The sequence below is a fragment of the Streptomyces sp. NPDC020299 genome (assembly GCF_044387825.1).
GTDB lineage: Bacteria > Actinomycetota > Actinomycetes > Streptomycetales > Streptomycetaceae > Streptomyces.
On sequence record NZ_JBIRWL010000014.1, the window covers coordinates 57,883 to 74,617 of the forward strand.

9 protein-coding genes are annotated in these 16,735 nt (G+C 71.4%); 6 read left to right on the forward strand and 3 right to left on the reverse strand.

The genetic code is table 11. From position 1 onward, the window contains the following. Positions 1–170: 170 nt before the first annotated feature. Together ACH45E_RS31275 and ACH45E_RS31280 are read right to left on the reverse strand one after the other, a co-directional pair. The gene (locus tag ACH45E_RS31275) at positions 171–698 is read right to left on the reverse strand and encodes a hypothetical protein (protein ID WP_361447975.1); all 528 of its coding nucleotides are present in this window, start codon (positions 696–698) and stop codon (positions 171–173) included. A gap of 156 nt (positions 699–854) precedes the next feature. Then, positions 855–2,063, reverse strand: a complete 1,209-nt coding sequence (locus ACH45E_RS31280) for a nucleotide sugar dehydrogenase (protein WP_361447978.1) — start codon at positions 2,061–2,063, stop codon at positions 855–857. Between the two features lie 296 nt (positions 2,064–2,359). On the opposite strand from ACH45E_RS31280, the gene ACH45E_RS31285 reads away from it, so the two are divergent. The 5 genes from ACH45E_RS31285 (at position 2,360) to ACH45E_RS31305 (ending at position 12,794) form a co-directional block, all read left to right on the forward strand. Beyond that, a complete protein-coding gene (locus ACH45E_RS31285) occupies positions 2,360–4,066 on the forward strand; it encodes a glycerol-3-phosphate dehydrogenase/oxidase (RefSeq protein WP_361447981.1) in 1,707 nt (568 codons plus the stop codon). 184 nt (positions 4,067–4,250) lie between these two features. Then, positions 4,251–6,419 carry a serine/threonine-protein kinase gene (locus ACH45E_RS31290; RefSeq protein WP_361448392.1) on the forward strand — a complete coding sequence of 723 codons (2,169 nt, stop codon included), beginning with the start codon at positions 4,251–4,253 and terminating at the stop codon, positions 6,417–6,419. Between the two features lie 164 nt (positions 6,420–6,583). Further along, positions 6,584–9,211 (forward strand): protein kinase, encoded by a 2,628-nt coding sequence (locus tag ACH45E_RS31295; protein ID WP_361447984.1) that lies wholly within the window; start codon positions 6,584–6,586, stop codon positions 9,209–9,211. 147 nt (positions 9,212–9,358) lie between these two features. Next, the gene (locus ACH45E_RS31300; protein WP_361447987.1) at positions 9,359–11,116 is read left to right on the forward strand and encodes a serine/threonine-protein kinase; all 1,758 of its coding nucleotides are present in this window, start codon (positions 9,359–9,361) and stop codon (positions 11,114–11,116) included. 76 nt (positions 11,117–11,192) lie between these two features. After that, the gene (locus ACH45E_RS31305) at positions 11,193–12,794 is read left to right on the forward strand and encodes a serine/threonine-protein kinase (protein ID WP_361447990.1); all 1,602 of its coding nucleotides are present in this window, start codon (positions 11,193–11,195) and stop codon (positions 12,792–12,794) included. An 8-nt stretch (positions 12,795–12,802) separates the two neighbouring features. Here ACH45E_RS31305 and ACH45E_RS31310 read toward each other — a convergent pair whose 3' ends face one another. Then, the gene (locus tag ACH45E_RS31310; protein ID WP_361447993.1) at positions 12,803–14,809 is read right to left on the reverse strand and encodes a glycosyltransferase family A protein; all 2,007 of its coding nucleotides are present in this window, start codon (positions 14,807–14,809) and stop codon (positions 12,803–12,805) included. Positions 14,810–15,260: 451 nt separating this feature from the next. Here ACH45E_RS31310 and ACH45E_RS31315 point away from each other — a divergent pair, with 451 nt between their 5' ends. Then, positions 15,261–16,730: an integrin alpha gene (locus tag ACH45E_RS31315; RefSeq protein WP_399041935.1), complete on the forward strand. Its 1,470-nt coding sequence runs from the start codon at positions 15,261–15,263 to the stop codon at positions 16,728–16,730. Positions 16,731–16,735: the final 5 nt, after the last annotated feature.

A 16,735-nucleotide genomic window follows, 5' to 3' on the forward strand; every position in this document is an offset into this window, starting at 1 on the left:
CGGTTTGGGTACGCGGTTCGTTTATCCGCGGGCCGGTGGGGGCTGGTCGCGCCCACGCGGCGGCAGCCGCATATCAGCACAGCCCCGCGCCCCTTTGGGGCGCGGTCGTGCGGGCGTGATGCGAAGGGCCCGTCCACCTCGGGTGGACGGGCCCTTCGTGTGCCCGGGTGTCAGGCGGAGGCCTTCTTGGCGCCCGAGAACGCGGCGAATGCGGCGAGGGCGAAGAAGATGAAGGTGAGCGGGTCGGCGTCGGCCTTCCAGGCTTCCTGGACGAGGCCGAAGTGCTGGAAGAACAGCTCCGAGAAGCTCACGCCGATGTCCTTGGCGCCGATCATGGCCTCGCCGACCAGCTGGCCGATGTAGACGGCGCCGAGCGCGAGCGCCGCGCTGATGACCCCGAGGGCGGGGTTGCGGCCGCCGACCTTGCCCGCCGCGAGACCGATGACGAAGCCGACGCCGACCGCGGCCCAGCCGATCTCGTGCTTGGTGAGGCCGATGATCACGCCGTAGAGGGCGGCGGCGACCAGGGCGGCGCCGACGGCGGCCGCCAGGCCGAGGGCGACGTTGTCCTTCTGCGGCGGCGCGGGCGGCACCGGCGGGGCGAACGCGGCCCCGGCGGGAGCCTGCTGGGCGTACGGGTTGGCGTCGGCCGGCTGGGGCTGCGACTCGGAGTGCGGTGGCGGAGCTGACTGGCTCATGACAGGAATCCCCCCGAAGTAAGACGCGCACGGCTGTGCGACGAGTGGGGACATTAGCAGGCACGAGTGACAACACCGACGGTGTTTTTCGCGCGGAGCGACGGCGTTATGCGCCCGGAACGACGGCGTTATCGGCCCGGGATCCCGCTCGGCCCCTCAGAGCCGGTGCGCGGTCCCCGCCGGCGTCGCCCCGCGCGTGTCCAGCAGCAGTTGGGCCTTCACCGACAGGCCCTGGAGGTCGTACGTGCGGTGCTGCTGGAGCAGGATCGTGAGGTCGGCCTCGGCGGCGGCCTCGTAGAGGGCGTCCGCTCGCGGGACCGGACGGTCCAGGACGTTCCAGGAGCCCACGTACGGGTCGTGGTAGCTGACGGTGGCGCCCAGCCCCATCAGCCGGACGGCGATCTCCTGCGCGGGCGTCTCCTGCTGGTCGGCGAGGTCGGCCTTGTAGGTGACGCCCAGCAGCAGCACACGCGCCCCGCGGGCCGACTTGCCGTGCTCGTTGAGCAGGGCGGCGGCACGCTGGACGACGTACCGGGGCATCCTGCTGTTGACCTCCTGGGCCAGTTCCACCATGCGCAGACTGCGGCCGGAGTGCCCGGTCAGGTCCTGCGCGAGCCCGTGGCCGCCGACGCCGGGGCCCGGCCGGAAGGCCTGGAAGCCGAACGGCTTGGTCTCCGCGCAGCGGATCACGTCCCACAGGTCGACGCCCAGGTCGTGGCAGAGCACGGCCATCTCGTTGACGAGGGCGATGTTCACGTGCCGGTAGTTGGTCTCGAGCAGCTGCACCGCCTCCGCCTCGCGCGGGCCACGCGCGCGTACCACCTTGTCGGTGAGCCGTCCGTAGAAGGCGGCGGCCGACTCGGTGCAGGCGGGCGTGAGGCCGCCGATGACCTTGGGGGTGCCGGCCAGGGTGAAGTCGCGGTTGCCGGGGTCGACGCGGCTGGGGGAGTAGGCGAGGTGGAAGTCGCGGCCCGCGCGCAGTCCCGAGCCCTCCTCCAGGAGGGGGCGGAAGAACTCGTCCGTCGTGCCGGGGTGCACCGGCGACTCCAGGATCACCGTGGTGTGCGGGCGCAGCCGCCGCGCCAGGGTGCGGGCCGCCGTCTCGACCTGGCCGAGGTCGAGCCCGCCGTCCGCCCCGCGCGGGGTCGGCGCGCAGACCACGGCGGTGCGCACCCTGCCCAGCGCCGCGGGGTCGTCGGTCGGCCGGAAGCCCCGCGCGAGCATCCGGCGCAGTTCGGCGGGGCTGAGGGAGCCGGAGTCGGGGCCGGCGGCGTAGCCGAGTGTGGGGATACCGGCGGCGACGGCGGCCTGGGCCAGGGGGAGTCCGTAGGGGCCGAGTCCGATGACGGCGAGGTCTGCGGGCATGTGGCGTGAGCCGTCCTTCCCAGTAGCCGAAGCGGGACAGGTGCGCAAGCCCGGTGGACAAAAGGGACGGGCGCAATGTCAGACTAGGAGTAAATATGACCTTGATGCGGGATTGCGTTCTTGTGTCTTCCGCGTCTTCCGCTGGTCACGCGCCGGTTGTCCACAGGCTGGGGGCGAGTGGTGGCTGAAGTGGGGCAAGCCGGTCAGAATTCTGGGCATGGGGGGAGGGAAGAGGAACCGGGCTTCGCCCACCGGGTGCGGCCGACGCGACCGATGACGGAGAGCGGGAGGCAGCGGTGAGGACAGCGACACTGGGGCCGGCGCAGCGCGCCGAGTCCTTGGCGGCCATGGCCGAGCGTGAACTGGACGTACTGGTCGTAGGCGGCGGAGTGGTCGGCGCGGGCACCGCGCTGGACGCCGTCACCCGCGGCCTGTCCACGGGACTGGTCGAGGCCCGCGACTGGGCGTCGGGCACCTCCAGCAGGTCCAGCAAGCTCATACACGGAGGCCTGCGCTATCTGGAGATGCTCGACTTCGCGCTCGTCCGCGAGGCCCTGAAGGAACGCGGGCTGCTGCTGGAGCGCCTCGCCCCGCACCTGGTCAAGCCGGTGCCGTTCCTGTACCCGCTGCAGCACAAGGGCTGGGAGCGCTGGTACGCCGGGTCGGGCGTCGCCCTCTACGACGCCATGTCGATGGCCCGCGGCCACGGCCGGGGCCTGCCCCTGCACCGCCACCTGACCCGCGCTCACGCCCTGCGGGTGGCACCCGCCCTGCGCAAGGACGCGCTGGTCGGAGCCCTCCAGTACTACGACGCCCAGATGGACGACGCCCGCTTCGTGGCGACCCTCGTGCGCACGGCGGTGTCGTACGGCGCCCGTGCCGCCAACCGCGCGCGGGTGACCGGATTCCTGCGCGAGGGCGAGCGGGTCGTCGGCGCCCGGGTGCAGGACGTCGAGGGCGGCGGCGAGTACGAGATCCGCGCCAAGCAGGTCGTCAACGCCACCGGTGTGTGGACCGACGACACCCAGGGACTGGTGGGCGAGCGGGGACAGTTCCACGTCCGCGCCTCCAAGGGCATCCACCTGGTCGTCCCCAAGGACCGCATCCACTCCACGACCGGGCTGATCCTGCGCACGGAGAAGTCGGTCCTGTTCGTCATCCCCTGGGGCCGGCACTGGATCGTCGGGACCACCGACACCGACTGGGACCTCGACAAGGCCCACCCGGCCGCCTCCAGCGCCGACATCGACTACCTGCTGGAACACGTCAACTCGGTCCTGTCGGTGCCCCTGTCGCGCGACGACGTCCAGGGCGTGTACGCGGGGCTGCGTCCGCTGCTCGCCGGGGAGTCCGACGCGACCAGCAAGCTGTCGCGGGAGCACACCGTGGCGCATCCGGCGCCGGGGCTCGTGGTCGTCGCGGGCGGCAAGTACACGACGTACCGGGTGATGGCGAAGGACGCCGTCGACGAGGCGGTGCACGGGCTCGACATGCGGGTCGCCGAATGCGTCACCGAGGACGTCCCGCTGCTGGGCGCGGAGGGCTACCGGGCGCTGTGGAACGCGCGCGCCCGGACGGCCGCGCGGACCGGGCTGCACGTGGTGCGGGTGGAGCATCTGCTGAACCGGTACGGCTCGAACTCCGAGGAGGTCCTGGACCTCATCGCCGCCGACCCCGGGCTCGGCGAGCCCTTGCACGCCGCCGACGACTATCTGCGCGCCGAGGTGGTGTACGCCGCCTCCCACGAGGGCGCCCGGCACCTGGACGACGTACTCACCCGCCGCACCCGCATCTCCATCGAGACCTTCGACCGGGGCACCCGCAGCGCCCGCGAGGCCGCCGAGCTGATGGCGCCGGTACTCGGCTGGGACAAGGACCAGATCGAGCGCGAGGTCCAGCACTACGAGAAGCGGGTCGAGGCCGAGCGGGAGTCGCAGCGCCAGCCGGACGACCTGACGGCGGACGCGGCACGGCTGGGGGCGCCGGACATCGTGCCGTTGTAGGACGGGGGGCTGCTCGCGATTCGTACGACCTGATACGCAGTCATCCCGAAATGCCGAACCCGCACCTCACCCGGACCGCCCGTCCCACGGGCCCCCGGCGGGGCGCGGGGCCCCCTGGGCGTCGAGCACTTGTCGGGTGAGAGACAATGGAGGCTCTGTCAGGGCGGGTTGCATGAGGGGACGCATGTCGGAGGCGGAGCGGGCGGGGACATCCCGTCAGGAGACTCGTCAGGACAAGAACGAGGGGCGTCTTCTCGCGGGTCGGTACCGGCTGGGCGACGTACTCGGCCGCGGCGGCATGGGCACGGTGTGGCGCGCCGAGGACGAGACCCTCGGGCGGACGGTCGCCGTCAAGGAACTGCGGTTCCCGACGAACATCGACGAGGAGGAGAAGCGGCGCCTGATCACGCGCACCCTGCGCGAGGCCAAGGCGATCGCCCGGATCCGCAACAACAGCGCGGTGACGGTCTTCGACGTGGTCGACGAGGACGACCGGCCCTGGATCGTGATGGAACTGGTCGAGGGCAAGTCCCTCGCCGAGGTCATCCGCGAGGACGGCGTGCTGAAGCCCAAGCGCGCCGCGGAGGTCGGGCTCGCGGTCCTCGACGTGCTGCGCTCGGCGCACCGCGAGGGCATCCTGCACCGGGACGTGAAGCCGTCCAACGTGCTCATCGCCGAGGACGGCCGGGTCGTACTCACCGACTTCGGCATCGCGCAGGTCGAGGGCGACCCGTCCATCACCTCGACCGGCATGCTCGTCGGCGCGCCCTCCTACATCTCCCCGGAGCGTGCCCGCGGCCACAAGCCCGGCCCCGCGGCGGACCTGTGGTCGCTCGGCGGCCTGCTCTACGCCGCGGTCGAGGGCGCACCGCCCTACGACAAGGGGTCGGCCATCGCCACGCTCACCGCGGTGATGACCGAGACGCTGGAGGAACCCAAGAACGCCGGCCCGCTCAGGGACGTCATCTACGGGCTGCTCAACAAGGACCCGGCCAAGCGGCTCGACGACGCGGGCGCCCGCGCCCTGCTCGGCGCGGTGATCAACGCGCCCGCGCCGGACGCCCTGGACGCCACCCGCGTCGTACCGCTGCCGCCGCAGCCCGACGTGGCCGACGACAAGGGCGGTGCGGGCGACGGAGGTTCGGGCAAGGAGCCCGGGGAGAAGCTGCGCGGGGCACTGCGTTCCGTCCGCAAGGCCGTGGCGTCGGGGACGGCGACTTCGGGCTCCGCGTCGCGGACGAAGAGCGGTGGCGCTGGTAGCGGTGGCAAGGACAGTGGCGCCGGCGGTGCGGGTGCCGGAGCGGCCACCGCGTCCGGTGCGGCGGCTGCGGCGAAGCCCTCCATGGTGAAGCAGACCGGTGCCGCGTCCGGCACGGCGGCGGGAGCCGCGACCGGGGCTTCGTCCTCGTCGTCGCCCTCGTCCTCATCCCCGTCCTCGTCCCCGTCCGCGTCTGCGTCCCCGTCTGCGTCCCCGTCCGTGCCGGGGCAGCGGTCGGGTGAGGGGCCCAAGAAGCCGAGTTCGGGGTGGCCCGTGGTGCCGCCGCCGGACCTGGATCTGCCGCCCAGGCCCGTGCCCAGGGCGCCGCTCACCGACGTGGTGCCCAAGCGGACGCTGGTGATCATCGCGGTCGTCGTGGCGCTGGCCGTGCTCGGCACGGTGCTGGTCCTGATGTTCGGCGGCGACGACAACGACTCCTCCAAGGGCGCCAAGAGTGGCGGCGGCAAGGCCGTGGCGAGTGCGAGCGCGAGCGGCAAAGCCGGCGGGAGCTCGGGCGCCGACACCAAGGAGGACAAGGGCGGCGGCACGCGTACGGACGGTGACGACTCCGCGTCCACCACGAGCGGCACGGCGACGACCGCGAACCCGGCCGACAGCGAGGACGGCAACGGTTCGTCGGGTTCCGCCGGCGGCTCGAGCGCGCCGGCGGTGTCGACGTACAAGGGCGGTCAGGGGTACTCGATCGGGCTGCCCAAGGGCTGGAAGTTCCAGTTCAGCAGCTCCGCGGGAGACCGTTTCACCGGGCCCGACGGGCAGAAGCTGCTCGTGGCCTGGACGAGCACGCCCAAGGGCGACCCGGTGGCGGACTGGAAGAACCAGGAGCGCTACATGGTGAAGGCGCAGTACAAGCGGCTCCGCATAGAGTCCGTGAGCTACCGCGGATGGAACACGGCCGACTGGGAGTTCACCTACGCCGAGGGCGGGACGAAGCACCGGACGATCGACCGCGGCTTCGTCGTCAACAGTCATCAGGCGTACGCGCTCATGTACACCGCGAAGGCGGCCAAGTGGGGCGGCGAGCTGCGCAAGGACACCTGGAAGACGCTGACGGAGTCCTTCCAGCCGAAGAAGTGAGCTGATCGGGAGCCGGTTCGGGGCGGGAGAATCGGGCATCCCTCAATGCAGGTTGCCTCTGGCACGTATCGTGAGTGGTTGCGGACCGTACACAACCAGGTATGCATACGGAACGGGCCGTGCCGCGAGCGGATTTGACCAACCGGCTGGCCGGGGGAGGCACTGTGGACGACTATGCGGGTCGGGTACTCGCCGACCGCTACCGCCTGCCGCTGCCGCCCTCCGACGAGTACGAACTCACCGAGACCCGGGCCTTCGACACCTACAGCGGGCAGGAGGTCCTGGTCCGTCAGGTGCCGTTGCCGGAGGTCGTCGAGGCCGAGGTGCTCGACGCGGAAGGGCTGCCCGACGGTTTCACGGCCCGTCAGAGCGGAGCGCGGCGCCCTCCGGCGGCCCGGGCCGCCACCCGGCAGCCCTCCGACCCGGCGGTACGGCGTGCCGTCGAGGCCGCGCAGGCCGCGGCCCGCATCCCCGACCACCCGCGGCTCGACCAGGTCTTCGACGTGTTCGCCGAGGGCGGCTCGCTGTGGATAGTGAGCGAGCTGGTGGCGGCGCGTCCGCTCGCCGCGCTGCTGGCGGAGCGACCGCTGACGCCGTACCGGGCCGCGGAGGTCGCCTCCGACGTGCTGATGGCGCTGCGGGTGCTGCACGCCCACGGCTGGGTCCACCGCAACATCACCGCCCGCACCGTCCTGATATGCGACGACGGGCGCGTGATGCTGACAGGACTCGCGGTCGGCGCGGCGGAGGAGGCACTGTCCGGGTACGACCCGGTGCCCGCCCAGGACGGCTTCCCCGAGCAGCAGGCCGGGGGCGGCACCGAAGGCCTCGCCGGGCCGGTCGGTCCAGCCGGTCCGGCCGGTCCCGTCGCTTCCGGGGCCCCCGGTGGTGCGGCCCCCGGCGAGGTGGACCCCGAGGCCGCCCGGCGCGCCGCGATCCAGGCGCGGGCGGCCGGGGGGCTCGCACCCGGCGCGGAGGAGGCGGGCGCCGACTCGGGCCCGGGCGCGCCGGCCCGCCGGGCGCTGGAGAGCGGCGGGGACATCAGGGCCGCGCGGGCCGGGGCGATCGCCGCGTACCGCGCGGGCGCGCGGGCCGCGGCACGCGTGCAGGAGGCCCAGCAGAACGGACGGGCCGCGCTGCCCGGCGCCCGCCCGCCCGCCGAGGACGACACCGGCGTCACCGACGGTACGGCCCAGGCGAACGGCTCGGCCCAACCGCCCTACGTCGTACCGGGCCAGGGCACCGACCAGCGGACCGGCACGACGCCCCCCGGCCAGATCGCCGACCCCTACGGTGTGCGTGCCGCGCCCTGGCCCGGCGCCGTCCCGCGCAGCGCCCCCGGAGCCACGCCCCCGGCCGTGACCGCCGGTCAGCCGCGCACGGCGCTGCCTCCGGGCGGGACCACGGGCACCGGCGGCACCGCACCCCACTGGGAAACCCCGGCCCGCCGCAACCCCGCCACCCCTGCCTCCCCTGCCTCCCCTGCCACGCCCCTCGCCGCCGAGCGGGCAAGGCAGGTGCGGATGACCGTGGTGGGGCCGGTGACCGAGCGGTGGGCGCCGGAGCAGGCCGGGCCGGTGCACGAGAACTGGCAGCTGGCAGCCCCGATCGGCCCGGCCACCGACCTGTGGGCGCTCGGCGCGCTGCTCTTCCGGGCCGTACAGGGACACGCGCCGTACCCGGAGGACTCGACGGCCGAGCTGGTGCAACTGGTGTGCGCGGAGCCGCCCGCCTTCGCGGAGGAGTGCGGGCCGCTCAGGCCGGTGGTGGAGTCGCTGCTGCGGCAGGACCCCACCGATCGGCTCGACTTCGAGGAACTGGGCGGCTGGCTGCGCTCACTCGTGCGCTCCGCGCCCGAGCCGGAGGCCGGTACGCACGTGATAGCGGCGCCGCCCCCCGACCCGACCCGGCTGCCGATCGTGCGCCGGCGCGGCGAGCTGGTGCGCAGGCGGCGAGGAGCAGGCCGCAGCGGGCTGTCCGCGAACAGCGCGCACGGCCGGCACAAGCGGGCCAGGCAGGCGAACGAGACCAGGCAGGCGAAGCAGGCCAGGCAGGTCAGGCAGGAGACGCGCTCGCCCCGCAGCCTCGGCCGCACCCTGCTGGTGCTGATACTCCTCCTGCTGGCCGGCGCGGTCGCCTACGCCATGCTCTTCATGCCGAAGTCCGAGAACAGCGGCGGAGCGGCGAGCGGCGACCGCACGGGAGCCGTGGGGGACGCCAGTCAGGCACCCACCCCCAGCGGCTCGCCGTCGTCGGCCGGGACCTCGCCGAGCACGGACCCGAGCTCCTCCCGGTCGGCCCCCTCCACCGAGACCCAGACCACCACGAACTCGGACGTCACCGACGGATTCACCCTGAGCAAGGACTCCGAGGGCTTTCAGATCGCCGTCGCCAAGGGCTGGACCCGTACGCCCAAGAACGGGCGCGGAGAAGTCGTCTACTCCCACGGGAACTTCGAGCTCATCGTCGTACCGGGGCGGGACAGCTCGTCGAAGTACGGCAGCGACCCGATGGTCTACCAGCGGGACAAGGAGAGCGAGCTCCAGCCCTACCGCGACTCCAGTTGGGCCACGGCCACCGGCCTGAGGACCATCACGGTGGGCGGACGCACCATGGCCGAGGGTCAGTTCACCTGGACCGACGGCCAGGGACGCGACCTGTTCGTACGCAACATCGCGATCCTCATCGACGGCCGCTACCACGTCGTGCAGATCCGCGGCCCGGAGGCGGAGCGCGACGAGGTGACGAGGCTGTACGAGCAGGCGTCGGCTACTTACCGGTACACCGGGTGACGCCGGGCAGCCGCCCCACGGTTGCCTCCGGTCCCACAAAGCGAAAACCGTCACAGTGCTGTCTCCATGACCCCCCGCTTGTTCCCTGTCGGCAGGTGGGTCCTTAGTCTGACCCTGTCAAGAGCATTGCGGGGCAACGTGAATCAGATGCAGGGCCAGCTCATAGCGGGCCGCTACCGGCTAGCCGACTCCATCGGCAGCGGCGGCATGGGCCGGGTGTGGCGCGCCCACGACGAGGTGCTGCACCGGACGGTCGCCGTCAAGGAGTTGACCGCCGCGCTCTACGTGTCCGAGAGCGACCAGGCGGTCCTGCTCGCCCGTACCCGGGCCGAGGCCCGCGCCGCCGCGCGCATCAACCACTCGGCCGTCGTCACCGTGCACGACGTACTGGAGCACGACGGCCGCCCGTGGATCGTGATGGAGCTGGTCGAGGGCAACTCGCTGGCCGACGCGGTCAAGGAGCAGGGGCGCCTGGAGCCGCGGGAAGCGGCCCGCATAGGCCTGTGGGTGCTGCGCGCGCTGCGTGCCGCGCACAGCGCCGGGGTGCTGCACCGGGACATCAAGCCGGGCAACGTCCTGCTCGGCCGGGACGGCCGGGTCCTGCTCACCGACTTCGGCATCGCGCAGATCGAGGGCGACACCACGATCACCCGTACCGGAGAGGTCGTCGGCTCGGTCGACTACCTCGCCCCCGAGCGGGTGCGCGGCCACGACCCGGGCCCGTCCTCGGACCTGTGGGCGCTCGGCGCCACCCTCTACACGGCGGTCGAGGGCCGCTCGCCGTTCCGCCGCACCTCGCCGCTCTCCACCATGCAGGCGGTCGTCGAGGAGGAGGCCACCGAGCCGCAGCACGCCGGCCCGCTCGGGCCCGTCATCGCCGCCCTGCTGCAGAAGGACCCGGCGCACCGGCCTGGCGCGGACGGGACGGAGCAGATGCTCGCCGAAGCGGCGGAGGGACGACGGCCGAACGCGGCGCAGGCTTTCGTGCCCACGCAGCACGACGGTTCGCACACGCGGACGGGGCCGCAGTATCCGGCCGGGTCGGAGGCCCAGTACTCCAGCGGTTCGAGGGCCCGGTACTCCAGCGGGACGGGGACGCCGTACCCGCCGGAGACGGCTGCGCCCCCGTACGGCCACAGCCAAGGTCATGGCCACAGCCAAGGTCACAGCCAGAGTCACGGCCAGGGCCCCGTCACCGCGCCGACGGCGGTCGAACCCCCGGTCGTCATCCAGCACACGGCGACCGCCGGTCCCCGGCGCCGCCGCCTGCGCACGCTCGCCCTCGTCGTCGCCTTCGCCGCCGTCGTCGGCGGGGGCGGCGCGGTGGCGTGGCAGAGGTACGAAGCCGGGCAGCAGGACGACAACGGCTCCGGCGCAGCCCCGGCCCCCGGGGACTCGGCCTCCTCCACGGCCCCCGCGGGCATCCAGCCCGGCTGGGTCACCAAACGCGACCCGCTGGGCTTCAGCATCTCCGTGCCCTCCGCGAGTTGGAGGCGCAAGGTGGTCAGCACCGGTGGCGGCATCGCGCAGGTCGACTACACGCCCGACGGCGGCAAGCACTTCGTCCGCATCGCCATCGACAACTCACCGGACTTCCCCGACGCCTACTCGCACCAGAAGGACCTCGACGCGCAGATCCGGCAGAAGTTGATCAACTACCAGCAGGTCGCCATGAAGCCCAACATCTACCGCGACTGCAAGGGTTCGCGGTGGGAGTACACCTGGGACGCGCTGGCGAAGGACCCGCCGTACGTGGCCGGCCCGCGGCACGCCGTCGAGGAGACGTACTTCTCGCGGGAGGGCGCCGAGTACGCGATCTACATGTCCACGCCCGATAAGGACTGGGCGAAGACGAGCAAGCAGTTCAAGTGGGTGCTGCAGAGCTGGCAGCCGCCCAGCTCCTGACCTTTCGGGCGTCGGTTGTCGGCCACCCGGGCGTACGTCCCGGAGCGGTCGCGTCCGTGTGGGGCATGATGGGCCCATGGGGACCGAGGGGGACGACTTCCGTGTGATCGCGGGCCGGTACCGCCTGGAGGCGCGGATCGGGCGCGGCGGCATGGGTGTTGTGTGGCGGGCGACCGACCAGTTGCTGGGCCGCCGGGTGGCGGTCAAGGAACTGGCCCTGGAAGCCTCCCTGTCGGAGGACGAGGCACGACAGCAGCGCGACCGCACCCTGCGTGAGGCGCGGGCGGTCGCCCAGTTGAGCCACCCGCACATCATCGTCGTGCACGACGTCGTGGAGGACGGCGAACTCCCCTACATCGTCATGGAGTTGATCGACGGTGGTTCGCTCGCCGACCGGATCGCGGCGGGCGGCCCGGTCGATGCCGCCGAGGCCGCCCGGATCGGCATCGACCTGCTGAGCGCCCTGCGTACCGCGCACGAGGCCGGCGTCCTGCACCGGGACATCAAACCCGCGAACGTACTCGTCGAGTCCGGCACGGACCGCGTAGTCCTCACCGACTTCGGGATCGCGCAGGTCGCCGGGGCCACGACGCTCACCGAGACCGGCTCCTTCGTGGGCTCGCCCGAATACACCGCGCCCGAGCGGATGTCCGGGTCGCGGACCGGACCCGCCTCCGACCTGTGGTCGCTGGGCGCCCTGCTGTGCACCGTGCTGAGCGGCGAGTCGCCGTTCCGCCGGGACTCGCTCGGCGGCATCCTGCACGCCGTCGTCACCGCCGAGATCCACCCGCCCGCGCAGGCCGAGCCGCTGCTGCCCGTCGTACGGGGCCTGCTGGAGCGTGATCCGGACCGGCGGCTGGGCGCGGCGGAGGCGGAGCGGATGCTGCGGGCGTTCCGCGAGACGGGCCGCGTGCCGCAGCCACCGGTGCCGTACTCGCCGACCCAGCGGGACGTCCCCCGCCACACCCCGCAGTCCGCGCCCCCGCCTCAGTCGCCTCCGTCCGGGCACTCCACGCGGGGCGTGCTGGTGGCGGCCCTGCTCGTCGCCGCGATGGCGGGGGCGGGCGTGTCGGCGGCGGCGCTGCTGATGCACCGGGGCGGGGAGGACGGCGGCGGTACGCCGACGAGCTCGGCGCCGGGCACCACGACGAGCGCGTCCGCCTCACCCACCCCCACGGTCACCGTGACCCGGAGCACCGCCACCACCAGCCCGGCCGCGGCGAACTCCCCTACCGCACCCTCCGGTTACCGTCTCGTCCGGGACCCGGCCGGCTTCTCCCTCGCTGTACCGGAGGGCTTCACCCGGGACCCGCAGGGCGAGCGCGTCTTCTACATGTCGCAGTGGCAGACCTTCCGCCTCGGCATTAAGGCCGCCGACCCGCAAACCGGCGGCCCGCTGGCGGTGATGCGCCGCTCCGCCGCCAACGGCTCCACCACCAACCCCGGTTACCACGACGGCCGCGTCACCCGAACCACCCACGACGGAAACCCCGCCGCACTCTGGGAGTTCACCTGGAACGGCTTCAGCACGTCGGAGGGCCCCCGGCACACCTACGACCTGTGCTGGGAGGAGAACGGCCGGATGTACGACGTATGGGTCTCGGCACCGGTGGGGAAGGTCGCGGAGGCCCGGGAGTACTTCGACGTCGCGACCGACACGTTCACGCCTTCCGACTGAGCGGGTGTCTACCTGAGCCGTCCCGCGAGGGCCTTCACGAGCTCGACCCTCGCCACCTCCAGCGCGAACCGACCGTCGCAGTCCGGCACGGGCTTGGCGTACCAGGGCAGTCCACGCCGGCGCCACCTGGCCGGAGTGAGCTCCTGGGGCAGCTCGGGAAGCGGCAACACCCACGGCCCGAGACGAAGCTCACCGCCCCAGACACCGGCCGGCAGCGCGGCCATCGGCACCCGCACCACGAAGTCGTCGCCGACGTGCGAGACCTGACGCACGGATAAGGCGATCGTGCCACCACTCTCACTGTCCGTCAGCGCGACCATCAGCGCACCCTCTGGGTACCCCGCGAGTGTGCACCGCCCGCTGATCTCCAACTCGGTGGGCGCGTCAGCAGCCCAGCGGATGGCGTCCACGCCGAGGTGGGGCAGTACCTCGTGCTTGCGCTCGCCAAGGTCGAGGGTGAAGTTGCCGTGCGGTTTGGTGGTGTAGAGGGTGACAGCGCGCAGCCCCTCGCCACCGGTGCCGACGACCACGTGTGTGCTCGCCTTGCCGGAGACGCTCTCGGCCCGCTTGCTGCCGATGCGGACCTCCTTGGACAGCCCCTGGGCGCCGATGGCGAGGAAGATGTCCCAGAGCCCGTCGGCGAGGGGCGAGCCGTCCGCGGCGGTGGTGAGGTCGACGGTGGCCTCGAAACCGGCGAGGTCGTAGGCGAACCGCCCGTCGTCCTCCGCCGCCCCGAGCCCGGGCGTCGCCGTGTGGGTGACGGGCAGCCGGTACTCGGCCTCGCTGTCACGCTCCCGCAGGACCAGCTCGGTGCTGACCTCGCGCGTCTCGACGCGGTGGATGTAGCCGTGGCCGGCCAGGTGGAGCGTCGTGCCTCGCAGCTCCGCGCGGGTGACGTGGTGGCGGGTGCCGAGCTGGGCGGTGACGTCGTAGCAGGCGTCGGGGACGGGGTGGGCGGGGTCGCGGAGGAAAGGGTAGCGGGCGTAGGCGCGGCCGTTCTCGATGAGAAGCGGGGTGGCCGCCTTGCTGCTGTCCAGCTGGTTTTCGAATCGCGCCAGTTCCAGCACCTCGTCCAGCATCTCGTGCCGTACGAGGTACAGCCGCAGACGGGCCATCGCCGAGAGCCTGTCAGCGAGTCCGTCGTGCCACAACGGGGCGATGATCTCGGCGAGTTGACCGAGTGCCTTCCGCTGCACCTCGCTGGGCTCGTGCACCAGGTGCTCGTTCAGGATCTGCGCCACGTCCACCGTCAGGTGGCGGTGCGCCAGGTGGTCGCGTCCGGGGCCGGGCGGCACGTGTTCCAGGAGCAGGTCCACCATGCGCGGGAGGAACAGCAGCCGCGGCTCGGAACCGCCGTTGCGGACGGTGGCGTTGGCGCCGTCCTCACGGAGCGTGCAGAAGAGGCAGTCGTAGTCGGCGATCACGGAGACCCCGGATGCGTGGAGGTAGGCCAGCGCCACGAATGGCTGGTCCTCGCCGATGGGCAGGCCGGTCGGGAAGCGCAGACCATGCCTTTCGATCAGTTCGCGCCGGAAGAGCTTGAGCGGGTTGAGGGCCCAGTAGACACGCGAGGTGAAAACGTCGGTCCTTGGCTGGGTGCGCCGGAACATCGATTTCGGCAGACTGCGTCCGCCCACGCCCACCATCTTGCCGAGCACGATGTCGGTGCCGTTCTTCTCGGACATCGCGACCATGCGTTCCAGGGACTGCGGACCGAGGTGGTCGTCGGCGTCCAGGAAGAAGACGTACTCGCCCCCCGCATGGGCGAGCCCCGCGTTCCGGGGAGCCGAGGGGCCACCGGAGTTCTCCTGGTGGAAGATCCGCAGCAGCCCGGGATAAACGCCGGCCAGCCGCTCCAGCTCGGCTGCGGTGCCGTCGGTCGAGCCGTCGTTCACGACGATGACCTCAAGCCGGTCCCGGCCAATGGTCTGCTCGGCGACGGAGTCGATGCAACGCGTCAGATATGGCATTGCATTGTATGCGGCGATAATCACCGAGACGGTGGAGCCGGGCATAATCAAGCTCTCCAAATAGCCGTAAGCAACCCCATTGGAAGCTATTTTTAGCAGCTGTGAACATAACATGAGTCTCCGGTGACCGCGACGTGGGTGGCTGATGAAGGGCCAGCTCAGAGTGCTTTTCGGCCACGTGTCTCAATGGTTGATTTGCCCGGTCTTGATAAAGGATCTTACCGTTTGATTTATTGAGGACTGGATGAATTAAATGATCCCAGCCTGTGTGCTTGCTGTGTGCAAGCGAGTGGTAACCGGAGGGTTGACGATCCTTATCCGCCTCATATTTAGTCAGCGCTTATGACATGGGTGGGGTCGATTGGGGAGACCTGCCCATAACCGGATCAAGGGGTGGGGTGTGCGTACGCGTACACGTCTGGCCGGGGCTTTGACAGCCACGGTCGGCGTTTTTGCCATGGCCGCAGGTGTTGTGTCACTCGGGTCGCCACAGGCGATGGCCGCGACCTGTACGGGGGGCACGTCCAGCGACTTCAACGGAGACGGCATTACCGACACCGTCATCGCCGACCCGAACGCCACCGTGAACGGCGCCAAGATGGCCGGGCTGGTGCGCGTAGTGCTGGGAGGCGGCAAGGGCGTTTCGGAGATCTCCCAAGCGACCGCAGGCATGCCGGCCAACCCCGAAGCGAACGACCGCTTCGGCTTCTCCCGCACTTCTTACGACGCGGATGGCGACGGATGCACCGACCTCGTGGTCGGCACCCCTTACGAAGACGTGGCCGCCAAGGACGGAAGCCAACTCATCGACGCCGGCGCCGTCTACGTGATCCACGGCACGCCCACCGGCATAGGCGCCGGATCGAAGATCGAGGGGTATACCCAGGCCCAACTCGACTCTGCCACCTCCACCGAGGCGTACGACTGGTTCGGCTACGCGGTGAAGGCCGGCGAGACCGCGAGCGGTTCCCCTTACCTCGTGGTCGGTGCGCCAGGCGAGAACGTCACCGAGAACGGCAAGACGTACGCGGACGCTGGTTGCATCGAGTATGTCCAGGGAACGACGAAGGTCTCCGTGAGTGAGAAGGATCCCGGTGTCCCCGGCATCGTCGAGCCCCACGACCGCTTTGGTTACTCGCTGGCCGGAACCAACCGTTACTTCGCCGTCGGCGGGCCTGGCGAAGCCATCGGGGATCAGGGGTTCGCGGGCGGTGTCACGGTCTTCAACCACACCTTCACGGACGGCGTACCCACCGCGCTCGCGGGAATCGGCCAAGGAACGAACGGCGACACGATCCCCGGCGTCGCGGAGGCAGGCGACGCGTTCGGCACCTCGATCTCGATGACGAACTTCCGGCCCAGCGATCAGACGTACAACTCCGACGCCCTCCTTGTAGCCGGTACCCCTGGAGAGGACATCGATGGAGTCGTCGACGCCGGAAGCGTCACTGTTGTGCGCATCCAACCGTCGGGCGCGTACTCGCTGGTGGCGGGGATAGACCCCAAGACCGACGGCGTTGAGGGGACGGAATCGCAGGGAGACTTCTTCGGGCAGCGGGTCACCATCGCCAACACCGACACCAGTGTCGTCACCAGCAGCGCCACCGTTCGGCTGGCCGTCGGTATCCCGGGCCGGGACGTGGGCTCGGTCAAGGACGCGGGGGCGGTCCAGATCTTCCGGCCGATGGACACCTCGGTCGGCGCTGCGGACAAGATTCTCACGCGGGGTTCGGGCCTGCCCGGCATCGCTACGGCACGGGACTACAACGGCCTCGCCCTGAGTTCCGGCTCCGGCAACCTCTCCGTCGGCGTGCCCTACAGCAAGGCTGCCGGCTCTCCCAAGGGTGCTCTCTACGTCCTGCCGTGGACGGACATCGACGGCACGACCACCACCGGCACCACCACCTACGTGCCCGGCGCGGGCGGTCTGCCCGACGCGGGCGAGGCGTTCGGAACGGTCGGATGACGCAG